17 protein-coding genes, 2 tRNA genes and 1 other RNA gene are annotated in these 20,129 nt (G+C 65.1%); 19 read left to right on the plus strand and 1 reads right to left on the minus strand.

The window, feature by feature from the left end; genetic code table 11:
• Position 1: 1 nt before the first annotated feature.
• From rfbC to QF819_04425, 15 genes are all read left to right on the plus strand, one after another.
• Complete coding sequence (gene rfbC / locus QF819_04355) at positions 2 to 547, plus strand: dTDP-4-dehydrorhamnose 3,5-epimerase (protein MDP6802392.1); 546 nt, start codon at positions 2 to 4, stop codon at positions 545 to 547.
• Between the two features lie 53 nt (positions 548 to 600).
• Positions 601 to 1,785, plus strand: coding sequence for an MFS transporter (locus QF819_04360; GenBank protein ID MDP6802393.1), 1,185 nt, complete (start codon positions 601 to 603; stop codon positions 1,783 to 1,785).
• Between the two features lie 122 nt (positions 1,786 to 1,907).
• Complete coding sequence (locus QF819_04365) at positions 1,908 to 2,390, plus strand: carbonic anhydrase (protein ID MDP6802394.1); 483 nt, start codon at positions 1,908 to 1,910, stop codon at positions 2,388 to 2,390.
• Between the two features lie 32 nt (positions 2,391 to 2,422).
• Positions 2,423 to 3,406 (plus strand): NAD-dependent epimerase/dehydratase family protein, encoded by a 984-nt coding sequence (locus QF819_04370; GenBank protein ID MDP6802395.1) that lies wholly within the window; start codon positions 2,423 to 2,425, stop codon positions 3,404 to 3,406.
• 114 nt (positions 3,407 to 3,520) lie between these two features.
• Complete coding sequence (locus QF819_04375) at positions 3,521 to 5,824, plus strand: hypothetical protein (protein ID MDP6802396.1); 2,304 nt, start codon at positions 3,521 to 3,523, stop codon at positions 5,822 to 5,824.
• A gap of 62 nt (positions 5,825 to 5,886) precedes the next feature.
• A tRNA-Ile gene (locus QF819_04380) sits at positions 5,887 to 5,960 on the plus strand.
• 77 nt (positions 5,961 to 6,037) lie between these two features.
• Positions 6,038 to 6,115 (plus strand) — tRNA-Val (locus QF819_04385).
• A 151-nt stretch (positions 6,116 to 6,266) separates the two neighbouring features.
• A complete protein-coding gene (locus QF819_04390; GenBank protein ID MDP6802397.1) occupies positions 6,267 to 6,998 on the plus strand; it encodes a C4-type zinc ribbon domain-containing protein in 732 nt (243 codons plus the stop codon).
• Positions 6,988 to 7,569 (plus strand): ribonuclease HI family protein, encoded by a 582-nt coding sequence (locus tag QF819_04395; GenBank protein ID MDP6802398.1) that lies wholly within the window; start codon positions 6,988 to 6,990, stop codon positions 7,567 to 7,569. The genes QF819_04390 and QF819_04395 overlap by 11 nt, the downstream gene beginning before the upstream one ends.
• A gap of 7 nt (positions 7,570 to 7,576) precedes the next feature.
• Positions 7,577 to 7,943: RNase P RNA component class A (rnpB, locus tag QF819_04400), an RNA gene on the plus strand.
• A 78-nt stretch (positions 7,944 to 8,021) separates the two neighbouring features.
• Entirely contained in the window at positions 8,022 to 9,680 is a 1,659-nt protein-coding gene (gene recJ / locus QF819_04405; protein ID MDP6802399.1) for a single-stranded-DNA-specific exonuclease RecJ, read from the plus strand.
• Positions 9,677 to 11,872, plus strand: a complete 2,196-nt coding sequence (locus QF819_04410; protein ID MDP6802400.1) for a bifunctional (p)ppGpp synthetase/guanosine-3',5'-bis(diphosphate) 3'-pyrophosphohydrolase — start codon at positions 9,677 to 9,679, stop codon at positions 11,870 to 11,872. The genes recJ and QF819_04410 overlap by 4 nt, the downstream gene beginning before the upstream one ends.
• A 32-nt stretch (positions 11,873 to 11,904) precedes the next feature.
• The gene (locus tag QF819_04415) at positions 11,905 to 12,699 is read left to right on the plus strand and encodes a polyphenol oxidase family protein (GenBank protein MDP6802401.1); all 795 of its coding nucleotides are present in this window, start codon (positions 11,905 to 11,907) and stop codon (positions 12,697 to 12,699) included.
• A gap of 13 nt (positions 12,700 to 12,712) precedes the next feature.
• On the plus strand, positions 12,713 to 13,174 hold the full coding sequence (dtd, locus tag QF819_04420; GenBank protein ID MDP6802402.1) for a D-aminoacyl-tRNA deacylase: 462 nt from the start codon (positions 12,713 to 12,715) through the stop codon (positions 13,172 to 13,174).
• Positions 13,171 to 13,788: a Maf family protein gene (locus QF819_04425; GenBank protein ID MDP6802403.1), complete on the plus strand. Its 618-nt coding sequence runs from the start codon at positions 13,171 to 13,173 to the stop codon at positions 13,786 to 13,788. The genes dtd and QF819_04425 overlap by 4 nt, the downstream gene beginning before the upstream one ends.
• 7 nt (positions 13,789 to 13,795) lie before the next feature.
• Here QF819_04425 and QF819_04430 read toward each other — a convergent pair whose 3' ends face one another.
• Complete coding sequence (locus QF819_04430) at positions 13,796 to 14,059, minus strand: hypothetical protein (protein ID MDP6802404.1); 264 nt, start codon at positions 14,057 to 14,059, stop codon at positions 13,796 to 13,798.
• 143 nt (positions 14,060 to 14,202) lie between these two features.
• On the opposite strand from QF819_04430, the gene QF819_04435 reads away from it, so the two are divergent.
• The 4 genes from QF819_04435 to QF819_04450 all read left to right on the plus strand — a co-directional run bounded on the left by QF819_04435 (position 14,203) and on the right by QF819_04450 (position 20,071).
• Complete coding sequence (locus QF819_04435) at positions 14,203 to 15,171, plus strand: hydroxymethylglutaryl-CoA lyase (protein ID MDP6802405.1); 969 nt, start codon at positions 14,203 to 14,205, stop codon at positions 15,169 to 15,171.
• A gap of 321 nt (positions 15,172 to 15,492) precedes the next feature.
• Positions 15,493 to 16,509: a hypothetical protein gene (locus tag QF819_04440; GenBank protein MDP6802406.1), complete on the plus strand. Its 1,017-nt coding sequence runs from the start codon at positions 15,493 to 15,495 to the stop codon at positions 16,507 to 16,509.
• Positions 16,510 to 16,514: 5 nt separating this feature from the next.
• Positions 16,515 to 19,451 carry a FlgD immunoglobulin-like domain containing protein gene (locus QF819_04445; protein ID MDP6802407.1) on the plus strand — a complete coding sequence of 979 codons (2,937 nt, stop codon included), beginning with the start codon at positions 16,515 to 16,517 and terminating at the stop codon, positions 19,449 to 19,451.
• 98 nt (positions 19,452 to 19,549) lie between these two features.
• Complete coding sequence (locus QF819_04450; GenBank protein MDP6802408.1) at positions 19,550 to 20,071, plus strand: hypothetical protein; 522 nt, start codon at positions 19,550 to 19,552, stop codon at positions 20,069 to 20,071.
• Positions 20,072 to 20,129: the final 58 nt, after the last annotated feature.

Raw genomic sequence — 20,129 nt, forward strand, 5'->3', positions numbered from 1 at the left:
GTTGAACTTTCGATCCACGGAACTGGATGGCGTGCTCCTGGTGGAGCCAAGGGTCTTTCGGGATGACCGCGGTTTCTTCCTGGAGACTTTTCGAGACTCTGCGCTTCGTGAAGCGGGCGTGGAGGCGGACTTCGTACAGGACAACCACTCCCGGTCAATGAAGGGCACCATCCGTGCGCTTCACTTCCAGATTTCGCCCGGCCAACCGAAACTCGTGCGCTGCGCCCGCGGTTCGGTCTGGGATGTGGTGGTGGATCTGCGCCGGTCGTCGAGCACCTTCGGAAAGTGGTTCTCGACGGAACTCACCGACGAGAACCACCGGCAGATTCTCGTGCCGGTGGGGTTTGCGCACGGGTTCTGCGTGACGAGCGACATCGCGGATGTTGTGTATCGGTGCGGGAGTTACTACGAGCCGTCCACCGAGCGGGGCATCGCGTGGGACGACCCCGATCTGGCGATTCCCTGGCCCACGGACGCGCCGGTTCTGTCGGATCGGGACCAGAGCAACCCCCGACTGGCTGACTACGACGGGCCGCTCTTTCCGTGACAGACGCCCCCGGGGAGGGGACCCCCGTCTGGCGGACCAATCTCCGCGTTCTCATGGCGGCCCAGCTTCTCGCGGTTTCCGCGATGGCGATCGTGATCCCGTTCATCCCGTTTTTCGTGCGGGAGCTGGGGGTCGTGGAGCGGACGGCCGTGGAGCGATGGTCGGGGGTCGTGTTCTCCGGTCCGTTTCTGATGGCTGGGCTGCTGGCTCCGGTGTGGGGGTTTCTGGGCGACCGATTTGGCCATCGCGCCATGGTGATTCGCGCGATTTCCGGGCTGGCGCTGGTGAACTTCGCGCTGGCGTTCGTGCGAACGCCGATGGAGTTCTGGGTGCTTCGTCTTGTGCAGGGGGCCGTGTCGGGGTTCATCCCCGCGGCGCTGGCGATCACCTCGGCGGGGACACCTTCGCGCCACCTCCCGCAGGCACTGGGGACGCTTCAGGCGGCGGCGTCGGCGGGGCGGCTGATCGGGCCGGCGGTGGGGGGGGTGCTGGCGGCGGTGCTCGCGTTTCGGTCGATCTTTCTCCTGGTCGCGGGGCTGACCGCAGCGGCGGCGGTCATGATTGTGCTCTGGCTGAAGGAGCCCCCGCGGGCGGAGACGGCAACCCGGGGCACGGCACGGGCGGGCGTGCGGCACATCCTCGGGGACGGTAGGACGCTGGCCGCACTTGCGCTGCTGCTTCTTCTGATGACAGGCGCCAGCATGACGATGCCCGTATTCCCCCTTTTCGTGGAAGATCTCTTCGGGACGGACGGGGCGACACTCCTGACCGGGATCGGGTTTGCGGCCGTGGCGCTGGCGACGCTGCTGACGGCGGTTCGTCTGGGGTGGCTGTCGGCGCGGTTCGGGCTGCGCGGTGTGCTGGCGGGGTCGCTCGGGGTGACAACGGTCGCGCTGGTCGCACATCCGCATGTCGCGGGCATGGGGACGATGCTTGCCGTGCGCGCGCTTCTCGGCGTCGGGGTGGCAGGGATTGTCCCGACGCTTCATTCGATCGTCGGGCGGCGCACGCCGGAGGGAATGCGGGGGGCGGTGATGGGGTTCGCTTCGTCCGCAACCATCTTCGGCTTCTTCCTGGGGCCGCTTGCCGGGGGATGGCTGGCAGGGCATGTGGGCGTGGACGGGGTGTTTCGGGTGGCCGCCGGGTTGACCTTTGCCGGGCTGGTGTGTGTGCTCTTGATTCGCCGCGGGGGCGGGAGCCGCAGGGTGATCCGGCTGCCGGTGCCGACGCCTCGATAAGGAGGCGCAGGATCGTCCGCTGGAGTGATCGGGCTGGCCGGGGGGAGTTCACGAAGCGGGCCCCGGGTTGCGGCGCGGCATTCCCCCGGCATGCTATATTGCCCGAGCGAGAGGAGACGCTCATGGACCGTGCGCAGGAAGTGCTGAAGCAACTGAGAGACGGAAACCGGCGCTTCGTCGCGGGTGAAGGGAGGATCGGGTCCGTCATCACTCCGCTGCGGCGTACGGAAGTGGCCCCGGCGCAGTCCCCGTCCGCCGTCGTTCTGGGGTGCTCGGACTCGCGCGTGCCCCCGGAGGTCGTGTTCGATCAGGGACTGGGTGATCTTTTCGTCGTGCGCGTGGCCGGGAATGTCGCTGCGCCCTCCGTGATCAAGAGCATCGAGTTTGCGGTCGGGCAGTTTGATGTGCCACTGATCGTTGTCATGGGGCATACGAACTGCGGGGCCACGCAAACGCCCCGGGCCAACACTTGCGCATCCGCAGAAGAGTTGCGAACGCGCACCGGGCTGCTCGGGGAGCGTGTCAGGCGAGGCGAACTACTTGTCGCGTGCGCGGAGTATTCGCTTTCCACGGGCGTGGTGGACTTCTTCGACCGATCACTTTGACGGCAGCCACTCCTTCCTGCGGAGTTCATCACATGCACGCGTTTCTGACAGGCGGCACCGGATTCCTCGGCGGGGAACTCGTTCGCCTTCTTGTGGGGGGCGGCTGGAAGGTGACGGCGCTTCACCGGCCGTCGTCCGAGATGACGCGGCTTCGCGCAGCTGCCGTCACGCCCGTCGAAGGAACGCTGGAGGACGCGGACTCGCTGCGGCGCGCCATGCCGGAAGGCGTGGACGCCGTATTCCATGTGGCGGCGGTCGTGAGCTTCTGGTCGCGACGCGATCAGGAACAGACGCGCGCGAATGTGATCGGGACACGAAATGTCGTCGAGGCGGCGCTGGCCTCCGGCGCGGGCCGCTTCGTCCATACATCGAGCATTGCCGCGTTCGGCCGGCACGCCGGCATCATCACCGAATCGACCCCGTCGAATGCAGCGTCCAGCGACATCCGGTACCTCCAGACGAAGGCGCTTGCCGAAGAGGAGGTTCGTCGCGGAATGGACCGCGGACTGGATGCCGTCTTCCTGAACCCGGCGAACATCCTCGGCCCCGGCGATTCCGCTCACTGGGCGAAGCTGCTTCAGATGGTGGACAGGGGGCACCTTCCCGGGCTTCCCCCCGGGCGCGGTTCCTTCTGTCATGTGCGTGAAGTGGCCCTTGCGCACCTGCGAGCGTTCGAGCGCGGCCGCACCGGGCACCACTATCTTCTGGGGGGCGCGGACGCAGACTATGCCGTGGTCGCGCGCGAGGCCGCGCGGATTCTCGGCCGGACGATCCCGGAACGCACGCTGCCATTGTGGGCATTTCGGATTCTCGGTCGCGCCCTTGAGTGGGGATCGCACCTGACCGGAAAGGAACCCGCCATCACACCGGAAAAGGCAAGCCTCGCCTCCACGCACATGGTGTGCAGTTCTGAAAAAGCAAGCCGCGAACTCGGATACCGCACGCCCACGCTGACGGAAATGCTGGAAGAGAGCGTCGCCTGGCTTCGTAGTGAGGGATTGCTGTCGTCGATGTGACAGCGTTGCCGAAAGCCCCGGCCCGCTCTTGAAGCGGGCGCGACGCGCGTCAAGGTTGTGGCACCCCGGTCGGAGTCGGTACACTGGTCACAGTCCGCCTGCCCGGGAGGTGTTGTGGCTTATCGAAGCAGCAAGGTCCTTCGGGCTCGTCTGGTCGCTCTCCTTGTTGTGTGGGCGGGGCTTCTGGCGCCGTCTCCGGCTTCCGCCGAAGTGCTCACGGAGTTCGAAGGGGCGGGCGCCGCGGCGGACCTTCTCTTGTTGCAGGACATTCCCGACACCGGTCTGGCGTTTCTTCTTCCTTCCGCGGCGACGGTCAACACGGCCTCCATCGACATTCAAAGCGGCGTGGTGGTCATGGGCGCGGGAGGAACCGGCGCCACCTCCACGGTCTTCGCCGCAGTCGCGGACACGGTCTACCGAAGCAATGACGCGGGCGTCACCTGGTCGGCGCGTGGCGCGCCCGCGCCCGGTTTGTCCGTCACCGGGTGCGGAGGGTGTGGCGCCACCCACATCGTGTACGCAGCGGTCGGGTCTCATGTCCATGTGAGCGAGGACGCCGGCACCACCTGGACACTGGCCGGAACGCCGGCTCCCGGAAAGGTCGTCTCCGGAGTGGGAGGATGCGGCGCGGTGAACATCGTCTACGCAGCCGCTGCCGAGCAGATCTACCGAAGCGGCGACGGAGGCGTGACCTGGGAAGCGCGTGGAGTTCCGGAGCCCGGGGTGGCGGTGTTCGGGATTGGCGGGTCGGGTGCCATCCAGACCGTGTTTGCCGCAGCCGCCGACACCGTCTACCTGAGCAACGACGGAGCCTGGACCTTCTCCGCGCGGGGGGCTCCCGTACCGGGTGGGGTCGTGACCGGATGCGGTGGTTCCGGCGCCACATCCACGGTCTTCGCGGCGGTTGCGGACACGGTCTATCGAAGCAACGACGCAGGGCTCACCTGGTCGGCGCGCGGCGTGCCCGTCGCGCAGCTTCCGCACGAACTCCGGCTCGACCTGGCTGCCGACGGCACAAACGAGTGGACCGGGTTCCTCACGACAGGCGTCGCGTTGACGGCGTCAGGGTCGGCACTGGTAGACGGGTTCAACGCCCTTCTTCCCGGTGGCGCGGGGGACGCGCGTGTTCCTCTCGGCGTTCTGTCCAGCGAGTCTGTCCATGCGCGTCTCTCTGGAGTTGCGGTGGAGTACACACTGCCCGAGCCCATTCCCGAGGCATCCGGCGACCTTCTTGATGAAGTCGCCGCCATCCGCTCCGCCATGCCCGGCTCCGGCAGCGAAGGGTTCGTGAAGCCCACCGCGTCCGAGCTGGCCGCATGGCGGCGGATGTTCCGTGCGATGCTCGCCGCAGAGTGGACGCTTGCCGACAGTCTTGCGCGTGTGGACTTCCCCGGCTATCACCTCTGGCGCTACACGGACACGGGGTTCGGGGGTGCGGTTCACTACATTCTTCGCGAAGAGTTCCCGGTGACGCGGGGCTGGGGGACATGGATCGTTGCCGAGTCGCCGCTTCGTCCGATGGCTGTTGAAGTCCCTCACCCGCGCTACGACTTCAACACACATATCGAAGGTGCCGACATCTATCGACAAGCGGGTGCACGCTTTTTCCTCATGGCTGGAACGCATCGTTGCGCCAACGCTGAACTCTCCCCTTGCGACGGTTCCGGCAACTCCTGTGGAGACGGGGCATACCCTGTGTCCGACGCGGCGCACTTCGTGGAGACCGCGTTTCAGGCGACACACGAGGAGATCGTGGACGGGTACCCGGGCGTTATCGGGGTCAGCGTGCACGGGCATTCCAGCGCGAGTTGCGAAGATGTCTTCCTGAGCAACGGTCGATCCGGCCCGTCTCACGCCATGCTCTTCGCGATCCGGGATTCGCTCCTTGCGGGCGGGGACATGGCGGCCGCGGTCTCCGGAGACAGCACATCCTCCTGCACGCTGACCGGCGGAACGAATGTGCAGGGACGATACACGAATGGTTCGGAAGACCCGTGTGGCACCCCGGCCGCCACCACGACGGGGACATTCATTCACATCGAGCAGACCCGCCGTGTTCGGGAGGACCCGGACCTCTACATCCAGGTCGTGGATGCCTTCAAGGCCGCCATCCCGGAGGCCTCCACCTTTGCCTCTCCGGAGCCGCCGGTGTCTGCTCTGGCTCCGGGACTCAGCGTTCACCCCAATCCGGCGTGGTCCGGCACGACGGTCCGTGTCACGCTGGCAAGGGTCTCCCGGCTCTCCCTCGGCGTCCATGACATCGCTGGACGACTCGTCCATCCGCTCTTTGACGGGACGCTTCCGGCAGGCTCCCGGGACTGGACGATCCCCCCGGGGCAACTCACCTCCGGGGTCTACTTTCTGGTTGCAAGGGGAGATCGCGGCATCTGCCTCCGGCGGTTCGTGGTTCTTCGATGATTCCCCCCGCTTGACCCCTCCCTTCCCACCGTGCTAGAAACGACGGTTCAGGCTTGAAAGAAGGGCCCATAGCTCAGATGGTGAGAGCATCCGGCTCATAACCGGTTGGTCCCTGGTTCGAGTCCAGGTGGGCCCACCGGGCCGTGTTTTTCGGCGGTCTAAAGAGAACCGGAAAACGCGGATCGGACCCTTGGTTCGGAAGTTCGATCTCGGGGGCGATTAGCTCAGTTGGTCTAGAGCGCCCGCCTCACACGCGGGAGGTCACTGGTTCAAGTCCAGTATCGCCCACCAGGTTCGGGGAAACCCGAGAAGGAGCATTGACTCAGCCGGTAGCCTTGATCCACTCCACGGAATCCCGCTGGCGGATGGCTCTGGCCGGGTGCTCCTTGAACGGGGGCGCCCTTTTTTCGGTCTCGGCGCGCACGAGGCAGAGGAGGAAACCGTGAGACCCGAAGAGGTCAAGGCCCTGCTGGAACTCCAGGAACTGGACAAGAAACTTCTCGAATGCGAAGTGCACCGAAGTGTCCTTCCCGCTCGAGTGGCAGCCATCGAGGCCCCCCTTGCCGCCGCTCGCGAAGCGAAGGAGCGCGTGGACGAGCAGTTTCGGTCCGCCACGGTGAGCCACCGCCAGTGCGAGCTGGATCTGATGCTCAACAACGAGAAGTTCCGCAAGCTCCAGACGCAGCAGATGATGGTGCGAAATGCGGTGGAGGCCGAGGCCTACCAGCACGAAATGGATGCGCTCAAGGATCGGGCGGACTCTCTGGAAGAGCGGGGCATCAGCGCGCTCGAGCGGATCGAAGCGGCGAAGACGGATCTTCCTGAACTGGAGTCCGCGCTGGAGGAGCAGGAGAAGATTGCAGCCGCCGCCCGCGCCACGCTGGACGAGACGACCCACAGCCTCCAGACCATCCATGACGAAGCGTCGGAATTGCGTGCTCCTCTTCTCGACGCGGTGAGCCGTCCGATCATGTCGTATTACATGCGACTGCGCCGCTCCGGAAGACCCCCGTTTGTGTCTTCGCTGAGTCGGGGGGCGTGCACCGGGTGCGGGTTCCGTCTTCCTCCGCAGCACCACCAGGAAGTGCGCCTCGGTCGGAAGCTGGTGACCTGCGAGCAGTGCGGACGGATTCTCATCTGGGTCGAGGAGAAAGAGGAGGCCGTTGATTTCTGACAGCGCCCGGCGTCTCCTGAACGGGTTGCTTGCCGGGAAGGGACTGGACGAAATGTCTTCGGAGGGCGGCGCGGCCCGGGCGGAGGTGGAGTCGCTGCTGGAAGGGCTTGCGGAGACGATCGCTCCGGCGCCGACGGGGTCACGCACGGGAAGCGCGGTCGTGTACAGCGACGGCGCGTCCCGCGGGAACCCCGGGGCTGCGGCGATCGGTGTCCGGATTCTTGCGGATGATGGAACGGAACTTCTCGCGAAGGGCCTCTGCATCGGAAAGACGACCAACAATGTCGCCGAGTACCGGGCAGTCCTCGCGGGGCTGGAGTCCGCGCGCGAGCTGGGGCTGCGTTCGCTGGAACTGCGGCTCGACAGCGAACTGGTCGTTCGGCAGATCCGCGGCGAGTATCGCGTGCGTCAGCCTGCGCTGGCCGTGTTGAAGAACAAGGTGGACGGGCTTCTGGTGTCGTTTGACTCGGTGGAAGTTCGCCATATCCCGCGAAAGGAAAACGCGGAGGCCGACCGTCTTGCAAACCGGGCCCTGGACCGGGCGGCGAAGGCCGCGAAATCGGGGAACTAGATCTCGTGGGGGAGATACAGGTGGTCGCGTCCCTCTTCGGAGGGCCGAGGAAAGTCCGAGCTCCACAGGGCAGGGTGCTGGCTAACGGCCAGTCGCGGCAACGCGAAGGAAAGTGCCACAGAAAACAAACCGCCCGGGCTTCGGCCGGGGTAAGGGTGAAACGGTGAGGTAAGAGCTCACCAGCGCCGGGGGTGACTTCGGCGGCTTGGTAAACCCCACCTGGAGCAAGGCCACATAGGAGAAGAGAGGTCGCCCGCCTCGTTATGATTCTCGGGTAGGTTGCTGGAGGCCCGGGGCAACCCGGGTCCTAGATAAATGGCCACCACGGGTCCTTCGGACCCGTACAGAACTCGGCTTATGGATCTCCCCCCGGTCCTTTACCGGCGCAGGAAGCGAGGCCCGGGATGCAAAAGCACTGGTCGGAACTTCGGGGTCTCGAGGACACAGCCGTCGTGCGCCTCGAAGAAGCGATCGGATGCGGCCCCGTTCTCGCTCGTGTGCTGGCCGGGCGCGGGATGATAGACCCGACGGATGCGGAGAGCTTCCTCCACCCCACGCTGGACACGCTTTCGTCACCCCTTGCTTTTGCCGGGGCCGAGGCCGCGATTGAGCGTCTCCTTGCTGCGGTAGAGAGCGGCGAGCGAATCCTCGTCTTCGGCGATTTCGATGTGGACGGCGTCACCGGAACTTCGCTGGCGTATCTGGGGCTCCGCGCCGTCGGCGCCAATGTCGACTGGCTCCTCCCGCGCCGCATGGACCACGGCTACGGCCTCTCCGAGCGTGTCCTCCCGGAGGTGTTGGCGCGGAAACCCGGACTTCTTCTGACAGTGGACTGCGGGATTCGATCTGTTCAGGAAGTGGCGTCGCTTCGGGAATCGGGCGTGGATGTCGTGGTCACGGACCACCACGAAGCCGGCCCCGAGCTTCCTCCCGCGGTGGCCGTGGTGGACCCGAAGCAGCCTGGCTGTCCCTACCCGGACAAGAACCTCGCGGCCGTCGGCGTCGTGTATCAGCTTCTTCGTGGACTGAACTCACGCACGGGCCACTTCACAGACCCGACCGCGGATCTGGACCTGGTGGCCCTCGGGACGGTGGCGGATGTGGTGCCGCTGGTTGGCGAGAACCGCGCGCTCGTTCGCGAAGGAATGCGCGTATTGAACCGTCGCGCGAAGGTCGGCGTTCATACGCTTCTTCAGGAGTCGGGGATCGAAGGTCAGGTGGAACCGTGGCACATTGCGTTCCTTCTCGGCCCGCGGATCAACGCGGCGGGTCGCCTGGGTGATGCATCGGACGCGGTTCGGCTCTTCACCGCCGAAGACACGACGACGGCTGCGGACCTTGCCCGCAGTCTGGGCGAAGCCAACCGGGCGCGTCAGGACATCAGCCGGACGACGGTCGAGGACGCGCTGGCTGCCATTGATCGCGGGACGGCGGGAGATCAGCCGGACGGGATTGTTCTGGCATCCAACTCGTGGCACCCGGGGGTCCTGGGGATTGCCGCATCAAAGGTTGTCGAACGGCATTATCGACCGACCGTTCTCTTCTCCTTCGACGGATCAGATACCGGGCGCGGTTCCGCACGCTCCATCGCCGGCGTGGATGTTCATGCGGCGCTGGAGGAGTGCGCGGACCTGCTCGTGCAGTTCGGCGGGCACTCCATGGCCGCCGGGATGACCATTGACCGCGCGCACCTGTCGGACTTTCGCACGCGGTTTGCCGGGGCCATTGGTAGCCAGCTTACGGAGAAGAACTCGCGGCCCCTCTTGCGTATCGACACCGACCTGGAAGAAGCGAGCGTCACGCTGGACCTTGCCGAGGAACTGGATCGCATGGGGCCGTTCGGTCTCGGAAACCCGCGCCCGGTTTTTCTCATGCGAAATGTGGACCCGGTGGATCGGCGTGTGGTGGGCAAGGGGCACCTGAAGCTCCGCCTGTCCGACGGCGCCGAGGGTGGCCTGGAGTGCATCGGCTTCAATCTCGGAGAAGAAGTCTCCGCGCGGCCCTTTCCTCCCGGACGGGTGGATCTCGTCGGGACGGTCAATGTCAACGAGTGGAGAGGGCGCCGGACGCCGCAACTGCGCGTCGATGATTTCCGGGAGGCGACCCCGTGAGTACTCACCCCGCGCGGATCCCGCACGACTCGCCTCCCCCCCCGGAGAAGATCCTCACCTTCGAAGACCTTCTCGCCGCTCTGGACGATCCCTCCCGCTATGACCGGGCGCTTCTTGAACGCGCGTGGGTTTTCTCCCGCGACAACCACAAAGGCCAGAACCGGCTTTCCGGCAATCCCTACATTCACCATTGCCTGGCCGTGGCGATTGTGCTGGCCGAGCTTCATCTGGACACCGTGACGATCGCGGCCGGGCTTCTCCACGACATCGTGGAGGATACGGATCACACAATGGAGAGCATTGCGAAGGAGTTCGGCCCCGAGATTGCGGGCATCGTGGACGGCGTGACAAAGGTCGGCGGGTTCGAGTTCAACAGCCCTGCGGAGCAGCATGCGGAAACCTGGCGAAAGATGCTTCTCTCCATTGCCCGGGATGTTCGGGTCATCCTGATCAAGCTGGCGGACCGGCTTCACAACATGCGTACGCTTCATTTTCTCCGCGAAGACAAGAGGCATCGGATTGCGCGGGAGACTCTGGAGATCTATGCACCGCTTGCGCACCGATTCGGGATCGCCGCCATTCGCTGGGAACTGGAGGATCAGGCGCTGAAGCATCTGGAACCGGAGGCATACGCCAGCCTGGTGGACAAGGTGGTGGCTCGTCGTGACGAAAGGCAGGCGTATCTGGAACGCCTGACGGAGTCGCTTCAGGAGATGTTCGAAAAGGCCGGGATCAAGCCGGACGACATAGCAGGCCGCCCGAAGCACTTCTACAGCATCTACAACAAGATGAAAAAGCGCGGGAAAGAGTTCGACGAGATTTACGATCTCCTCGCCGTGCGCGTGATCGTACCCACGCCGACCGACTGCTACGAAGTGCTGGGCATCATCCACGGCCTCTGGACACCGGTTCCGGACAGAATCAAGGACTTCATCGCCAACCCCAAGTCGAACCACTATCGCTCCCTGCACACCACCGTGATCGGACCCGACCACGAATGGGTAGAGTTCCAGATCCGTACGCCGGAGATGCACCGCGAGGCGGAGTATGGGATTGCGGCGCACTGGGCCTACAAGGAAGGCGTGACGGGCGCGCCCGAAGCGATGGCGCGGTTCCCGTGGATCGGGGATCTCGTGAAGGAGCAGGCGGATCAGGGTGCGGAGGAGTTTCTTGACCTTCTGAAGTCGGATCTGTTTCAGGATGAAGTGTTTGTCTTCACGCCCCGCGGAGAACTGAAGGTGCTTCCGAAAGGGGGCACGCCGATCGACTTCGCGTATCTGGTTCATACCGAGGTCGGCCACCACTGTGTGGGTGCGCGTGTGAACGGGAAGATCGTGCCGCTCCGCTCCACGCTTCGCAACGGCGATACCGTGGAGGTCATCACTTCGCCCATGGGCAAACCCAGCCAGGACTGGCTGAAGGTGGTCCGGACTTCGAGCGCCCGCGGGAAGATTCGCCGCCATTTCCGGCTGGAGCAGATGCAGCACTCCATCTCACTCGGGAAGGAGATGCTCGAACGGGAGGCAAAGCGTCACCGCGTGGATGCGGACGCGGCTCTCGACCGGAAGTTCGCGGAGTCGCTCGGTTTTGACTCTGTGGAGAAGCTTCGCGCGGCGGTGGGTCAGGGAGATCTCTCCGCGGTCCATGTGATCCGGCGCCTCTTCCCGGAACTGGCCGATTCGTCGAAGGAACCGTCGGGACTTCGCCGGATTCTCACCTTCACGAGACGACGGGAAGGCGGCGTGCGCGTTCAGGGACTCAGCAATGTGATGATCCGGTTCGCTCAGTGTTGCCAGCCGGTTCCGGGGGAGAGCATCGTGGGGATTGTGACGACCGGCCGGGGGATTTCAGTGCATCGGATCGACTGTCCAAGCACATTCCCGGAAAAGGACGGGGTGGACCGTCGGGTCTCCGTGGACTGGGATGTGGCGCAGGACACGCACTTCCGTGTGCGGATTCTCGTGGGCGGCGAGAATCGGGCCGGGCTTCTCGCGGACCTGTCCGCCGCCATCACCGAAGCCGAGACGAATATCCTCTCAGCGACGATGGAAGCCGACGGGTATCGTGCGACCGGCACATTTCTTGTCGAGGTGCTGGATCTCCACCACCTTCGCCTGGCAATCGAAGTCATGCGCAAGGTGAAGGGCGTCACCGATGTGGTTCGCGAGGACCAGAACCCGGAGCACCTGTGACGACCGGTTCCGCCCCGGGATCCGCAGCCAGATTGACAGGGAACGGCGGGGCGCTCCGCATCCACGCGCCCGCGCTGAGCCTGCCGGGAGGCGTACTGCACGGAGTCACGCACGCCAGCCTTGGAAACTTCTCGTTGCGAGCCACGGCGGACGCCGCACGGGTGGAGGCGCGTCGCGAACGCCTGCTTGCCGACGCGGGTCTCTCGGGCGCGCGGGTTGTCGCGCCGCGCCTGGAGCATGGCGCCACGGTCGCGGTCATTCGCCCCGGGTGCGCGTGCGAAGAACCGGCGGACGCAGTGATTGCGCAGGAGCACGGAGTCGTGCTTGCCGTCACGGTTGCGGATTGCGTGCCCGTCTTTGCGGTGGATGTCGGGACAGGCGCATTTGGCGTGGCGCATGCGGGGTGGCGGGGTCTGGTGGCGGGCGTTGTCGGGGAACTGGTGAACGCGCTTCGCAGCCACTTCGAATCAAAGCCGGGAGAGATTCTGCTGGCCACAGGTCCCGCGATTCGTGGGCAGAAGTACGCGGTCGGTGCGGAAGTGGCCGGGCTCTTTCCCGAACCGTTCTCCGTTCCCGTGGACCGGGAAGGCCACGCTGCCCCCCCGGGAGATGCGCAAGCGGATCATTACCTGTTGGACCTGCCGTCGTGCGCGCTGGCCGAGGCTCGCGCGGCGGGCATTCCACCCGACAACCTGGTGGACTTCTCGCTCTGCACAGCGTCCCACCCGGACGATCTCTTCTCGCACCGTCGCGGAGACCGCGCCCGGCACTGGGCATTCATTGCGCGCCGTCGAGTTCCCGACGAGGCGGGGGAGACTCACCCGTGATAGAGTCCACTCCATGCGCGCTGTGATCCAGAGAGTGACCCGGGCCGAAGTGTCCGTGGACGGAGAGGTCGTCGGGAGAGTCCCCCCGGAATGCGGAGGACTCCTCGTGCTGGTCGGCGTTGCAGACGGAGACGACTCCGCCGATGCGGAGTGGATGGCCCGCAAGATCGCGCATCTTCGCGTGATGCCGGATGCCGAAGGGCGCATGAACCGATCCGTGGTGGAATGCGGGGGCGCGTTGCTTCTGGTGTCGCAGTTCACGCTTCTGGGCGATGCACGCAAGGGCCGCCGTCCGTCGTTTGACCGTGCCGCCCTCCCGGCGGTCGCGGTCCCCCTTCTCGAAACAGTGCGCCTTCACCTGCTCTCCGAGGGCATCCCGGTCGAGACCGGCCGGTTTGGCGCGCACATGGAAGTGGGTCTGGTGAACGACGGCCCGGTGACGCTGGTGCTGGATTCCGCGGAGAGGTCCCGATGAACTGGTTTGCGCTTGTCGGGGCGGAGTCGCCCTTCCGAAGTCGGCCGCTGGTGCTGGCGTCGTCTTCTCCACGCAGAAAAGACCTGCTGGAGAGCGTGGGGATCCCGCTGGAGATTGTGCCGCCGGAAGTGGATGAGCGGAGCGATCTCCCGGAGGACTCCGAGTCGCTGGTGCGAGTGCTTGCCGCACGGAAGGCCCGCGCGGTCGCCCGGACGCGAACCGGCGGAATGGTGCTCGGTGCGGATACGGTGGTCGTGCTTGGCGGGCGGGTTCTCGGAAAGCCTCACGATGAGGCCCAGGCGCAGGAAATGCTCCGCGCGCTGGCCGGAGTCGAACACCGGGTGCGGACCGGTGTCTGCGTGGAGGATGCCGCGACCGGCCGGTCTGCGGAGTGCGTCGTCTCCACGCGAGTCCGGTTTCGGCCCCTCACCGAAGAGTCGATTGTCGCCTATGTGGCCTCCGGGGAGCCGTTCGGAAAGGCGGGGGCATATGCCATTCAGGAGCGCGGGCGTCTCTTCGTCGAAGGAATCACGGGCGACTACTCCAATGTCGTCGGACTCCCTCTCGGGCCGTCACTCGATCTGATTGCGGAAGTGCTTCGGCCGGAACGCTGACGCGCGTTCAGCCTCCCTGTGCCTGCCGCGCCTCGATCTTCCCGGCGGGCTCTCCATCGCGCAGCGCGGCGCGCGCGGCATCCACCACAAAGGCGTGGACCCCGAATGTGGCGGCGACCGAGTCCGGCGCGCCTTCCAGCAGGTAGTCCATGCCAAGCGGATGGGTCTTCGCGCTTTCCACGAGGTCTTCGACCTCCGAAGGCGCGGGGGTGAATGCGGGAATCCGGGGTCGGTCGGCTGTGGGAAAGGGTTCCGGACGGCGGGAGTTCACGAACTTCTCCTTTTCCGTTTGCACCCGGGCAGGTCGGATTCGTATGGTCTGCCACTATCCACTTGGTGGGATGCCTGTCAAGATCGGATCCGGACTGATGTCCGCCCCGCCGTGCGCGACCCCCGGATCGAATGGAGAGCACGATGTCGCTTCCTGAATCCGTCACCGTTTGTGAGTGCTGGGCCCGTGATGGCCTGCAGTCGATCCCGAAGGTCATCCCCACCGAACACAAGCTGGACATGATCCGGCGCATTCTCGATTCCGGCGTGCGCAAGCTGGAGGTCACCAGCTTCTCTCACCCGAAGCTTCTTCCGCAGTTTGCCGACTGCGTGGAAGTGCTGCAATCGGTGGAGCGACGGCCCGGCGTCTCGTATGTGGTTCTCATGCCGAACGCGAAGGGCTTTGATCGTTTCGAAGTCTGCCAGCGCGAGGGCTTCGGCGCGGACGAGATCATCCTCATGATCTCCGCCAGCGAGACTCACAACCGTGTCAACTTCCGCATGACCCACACCGAAGCGATGCGCGCTCACGCGGAGATCATGCGTCGCGCACTCGCACTGGGCGTGAAGGTGATCGGGTGTCCGGGGACGGTCTACGGTTGTCCTATTGCCGGAGATGTCTCGATGAAGGATGTGATATCGGTGACGCGCTTCTACCTGGAGGAAGGTGCCGACACGATCATGCTCGGGGACACGACCGGCGCGGCCAACCCTGCCTCTGTTCGCGAACGAGTCGGCGAGCTGCGTACGCTCTTCCCGGAGGCGGAGTTTATCGCCCACTTCCATGACACGCGCGGGAACGGCATCGTGAACTCGGTGGCGGCACTCGAACTGGGGCTGCGATTCGTCGACACCTCGCTCGGCGCCATCGGAGGACAACCAGCGACGAGCGCGGGGAAGTATCAGGCGGGATTCACCGGCAACACCTGCACCGAAGACCTGGTGTGCCTCCTGGAAGAGATGGGTGTGGATACGGGTTTCGACATCGAGAAGATGATCACCGCCGGTCATCGGGCCGAAGAGGTGATCGGTGAGCGACTCCGCGCGAATGTGATTCGCTCCGGCCCGGTGAATCACGCACCCCGCGAGTACGACCCGGCCTCCTCCGACTGACCCGGCACGCTCCTCCCCATGCGCGCATGGGTTCGCGCGTCGTAATGCTAAAGCGCCTCTCCGCTTGCTTTGACCGGGCGGGCGGCGCATCCGCGGGCCGGTTCGCTGGCCCCGTCGTTCCCATTGGACTCGGCGTCGGTCACGCTGCCCGTTCAGGGAATGCCGCCCGTTCCCCGGTGTGCGGGCAGTCTGCGCTGAAACGGCCTCGCCACCGCGTGGACTCCCGGAGCGGCACGATCCCTGCAGAGACCCTTGTGCGATTGCGGGAGCGATGGCCCGGGAAGCCTTCCGGGGCCGGGACCGCTCCGGAAAGGAAAGCCCATGTCGGCCCGACCCGTTGTCCTCCGTCTCGTGTGGATGCTCCTGATCGCCTGCGCCGGAACCATGGCCGCGCCGCCTGACGCACGGGCGGCTTCCACTCACGGAAACACCTACCTCCGGGATGTGGATCTGGTGGCCCGGGGAGTTCCGCTGTTCCTGTATGGCAACACGCTGGTGAACTTCCGTCTCGTCACACAAAACGACACCATCTTCGTGGTGACGGAGCAGAACGACTGGGTGCCATTCTCTCCCGCGCAGGACTACACGCCGTACAAACTCCTGACCGAGATTTTCGGATACACGCCGTGGGACCGCCGGAAGAGCACCCCGGAACGGGTGAGAGAAAGCTCTGTCAGACTGCTGGCGCGCAAGAACGAAGACAAGCCGCTGAAGTTCCAGAAGGCCCAACTGGAGAGTCTTCCAGCGGTCGTGAAGTGCGAACTGATCCATGTCGACGCCTCATTTGATTCCCAGAGGCCATTGTGGTGGAGAGTCACACTTGAGGACGGGCAGGAGGTGCTCTGTTCTTCTACTTCGATCGGGGGCCCGGAGGACTGTCGCAAAGGCGGTCCGATAGCGAATGAAACGAGAGAGGAGTCTGTGAAGCGTCGGGCGGAAGAGCAACGGCCCATGCACGAGAAGATCAGGAACTCGCTTCTCGACACGCTCGTTCAGGCCGTCACGCGCTCGTGGCCGAACAAGGAAGGGCAGCCGGTCTTCATCTATCGCCCCGGCGACGGCGTGAACTCCTTCTGGTTCCACGAGGACATTCGCGAAAGGGTTCCCGATTACCCGCAGCGGGGACCGGTAGATCCGGCCACCGCGCGGGAAGTGATCCACATGCTTCCGAGCTTCAGCGGGTGGGACCCGGTGCTAGTGAACATCCTGGAGTCGGATCCGGAGTCTCTGTGGGAACTGAGGTGGAACATGCTGGTCGACCTTCCACCTTACCCGAACGGCTGGCGGAAGGTCCTCCTCAGCCGAGTACCCTACGACCTCTCCCGTTTCCGGAGGTAAACGCCATGCACGCATCGAGGTGGCTTCGACTGGCCGTACTTCTCGTTCTGGCGTTCCCGGCGCCCTCTCTTCCGGTCAACACCTGTCCAATCCGGAATGAGGCCTTCTTTCTCGATCCCTTTCAGGATCAGTTCGGTGCGGACACGGACCCCTTTGAGCTTCGCCTGGCGCTGGAGGCCGAGGGTTACAGAGCATGGGAGCCCCCCGGAGAAGAGGAACACTGGGCGGCCGACAGCGTAGCCACCAGCACACCGTCCGTGAATCTGAGGAAGCTCATAGAGGCACTGGGGAATTCCGGGATCCTCAAGATCTCCACACATGGAGAACTGGACAAGATGTTGCTGGAGCACACTTGCGGGATTCCGGAGTCGGCAATGGAGGCCACGGTGGCCAACTACCGAACCACTTACGGCTTCGCACACAACGAGATCGGCTATCTGCCGGATCCGTCGGATTGGGGCACGACCGACTGCTATACCCTCTGGGTTACAGGAGATGTTGTCGCTTGGTTTGCGGTCGACCACCATACCTACTTCCACAATGCGTCGTGCTGGTCGACCTCCTACGCGAACAAACTCCCGTATGAAGTTGTCGGCGGACACACGCTGCCGGTGAACAACCCGGACGCCGTCATGGTGATTCGCGAGGTGTTTGACGGTCTTCTGGGTCGGCGAACATTGGAGGACCGCAACCTGCAGAACACATGGAACTGGAACACGGTTCTCCCCTCCTCGTACGGCCCGGGTTACTTTCGGCTGAACAGCAGTACGGACTTGGAGGTCACGCCGCATGTCACGGACTATCATCCTCCCTCGGGGGCCGTTCTCGATACGGCGACCGTTGCGGGGTGGGTGGAGTTCAGCGCGCGAATGGACATTTCGTGGCCGGGGCGCGTCATTGACGGGAGCGCCCGGGTGCATATCGACCGGGTGAAGTGGGTGTCGGACCATCGGATTGAGTTCGACATCCATCCGGTCGACACGGGTTCGGTCGTCATTCGGGTGGACGCATCGGATACGCACCCGCTCTGGAACGACGAGCTTTCTCTCAATGGCGATGGCGCTCCGCCGGGCAAGGACGACTTCGAGTGGTTGCTCTACTCGACGGTATCGGCAAGCAACACCGCGTGCGCGTTCGAGAGTGCTCATGCGTGGCGGGATCCGAAGACGGGGAATGTGCGCCTGGGGTTCGTGACGGATCGGGAGTGGGGGTCGTCCGCGTTTTCCATTCTGGACGCGAAGTCGGAACACCCGCTGGTTCGCATTCCGGCCGAGGGAGGAGAGCGCCCGCACTTCTACGAGGTGGCCCTTCCGGAACCCGGGAGCGGCGAGTACATCGTGCGGGAGCATCCCGGAGATGGTTCGGCCCCGGACCGGACGAGGCCGATCCGCCTGGCGGAAACCCCGCCGATGCTCTCGAGCCTGCGAAATCTGAACGACGCCGCCGCGAGCTGGGGACCGTATCCGCCCGGGCGGGATCCCTCCCCGGCGGTGTTCCCGCGTGTGTCCTCCGGATCGGCGGCGCGGATCGTGTTCTATTCGTCGCGGGGAGATTTCATGGACGCGCTCGGCCCGGAGATCGACTGGTACGAGTCGCAGGGTCTCTCCTGCACGAAGGTCATAGGGTCCTCGGATCCGGACGACGCGCGGGCGGCGGCACAGTCGGCCTGGGCGGCGGCGGGCGGCGCGTCCGCGGAACACCTGCCGGTCTTCGTGATCGTGGGAGAGGCCAACGAGGGTTCGGTTCCGGAGTACGACATCGTGGGCACTTACTACCCGACGGACGACCCCGGGGGAGAGTCGTACTGGGGCACCGCCTCCGACGCGCTCATTGTTGACTTTGACGGAGACGAAATCCCCGACACGCCCTGGATGCGAATTCAGGGGCACACCGTGGAGCAGGTGACTCACGGGGTGCAGAGCGCGCTGGACTATCTGCACGGGGACTGGATTTCCCCGGACAGGGTGCTCCAGATCGTGGGCGACATGACCGGGTGCTCTCCCGCATCGGACGGGGAACCCGCCGGCACGATGGCCGGGATCGCCGCGTCCTACGGTGCGGAGGGAATCCCCGTCGACACGATTCTCGACAGCGACTTCATCGACTGCGGAGACTACGCGGCCCGAAGGCAGGCGGTCGCCGCCGCCATCAACGCGGGCGTTACCTCGCTTCAGGTGATGGCGAATGTCAGCAACCGGTCGAACTTCGGGTTCCTTCTCCAGAAGGTGTTCGGAGGAACGGCGGCCTATTTCACGATGGCCGATGTTCCGGTTCGTCAGCGGATCGTGGTCGAGGCGCCCGGATGCGGCATGGGAGACACGGATCGGAACAACCCGTCGTACTACCCGTCGTACGCATGGGACTTCCAGACGGCAGACCCCGCGTTGGGAACAACGGCGGTCGTCTGGTTTTCGCACAAGCGCGGCGGTCTGAAGCCCCGGCATCTGGATCTTGCGCGTCGCTACCATGAGCTTCGCCTTCACGACGACTCGTGGATTCTGTGGCCGGAACTGTTCTTTCGTGCGGTTCGGGAGATGGCGCTCGATACGCCCGAAGCCGTCAAGTGGTTGCGATACGCGGCGGCCGAGGGGCATCCGGTCATTCGTCCGGAACTGCGCGGTGCGTCCACCTCGGTGCGGCCGGGTGGGGCGGCCGGGCCGCTCGGGCCCTTCGGACTGGGCATCGCCCCGAACCCTACCGCAGGAGAGACGGCGGTCCTGTTCGCGCTCGCCCGCGGGCAGGAAATCTCCGCACGCATCCACGATGTGGGTGGGCGTCTCGTGCGGACGCTGGCGACTCCGCATCACCGGGAGGCGGGGGAGCACGCGCTCGTGTGGGACGGTCACGATCACGCGGGCGGGCCGGTGGCGTCGGGCGTGTACTTCGTTCGCGTGACGGGAGAGGGGGGGACGGCCGTCGCCAAAGTCATCATGACGCGATAGACGACAGACACAGGTGCGCCGCCTGTTGGCGGCGTCAGGGATCTCCCCGAAGCTCCCCGATGTTGTCGGAACACAAACGCACAAGGGAGGATTCCACCATGTTGAACCATCGGAAGTTCCGCTTCACGGACCTGCTGCGCATTCTGCCGCTGGTTGCACTCCTTCTCGCGGGGTCGTCCGTCCCCGCGCTGGCGACCACGATCCCGGCGACGAGTTGGGGTTGCATCAAGGCGTGCTACCACGACAACGCCCCGAAAGAGTGCATCAACCGGTACTGCAGCAAGCAGGGCGGAGGGAATGCGCTCCTCATGGATCACTCGGAGGTTCCCGTCCCGGAATCGGATGGCGTCCTTTTCGGCGCGGCACTCGGAGAGGCATACCTGGCGGAAGCTGTGGGTGCGCGGGGGTCGGTCGTGGGGTCGGAGGTGATCGTCGGGGAGGACCTGGGGCTTGGAGGCGCGACCGGTGCGTTCTGGTCGATTCGCGCGGAGGCCGGTTTCATCCGGGAGGTTCGTTTCTCGCGGTTCCCGGCCGGAGATGTGGCGGTGGCCGCGTCGCCTCCCGCCGCGACCGGCATGGAGTCCGCCAGCTGGGGACGCGCCAAGGCACGATACCGGTAGTGTGCGGAAAGGGGTGGGGCAAGCGCTCCGCCCCTTTCCCGGTGGCGGGCGGGAGGCC

The organism is Gemmatimonadota bacterium, from assembly GCA_030747075.1.
Lineage (GTDB): Bacteria > ARS69 > ARS69 > ARS69 > ARS69 > ARS69.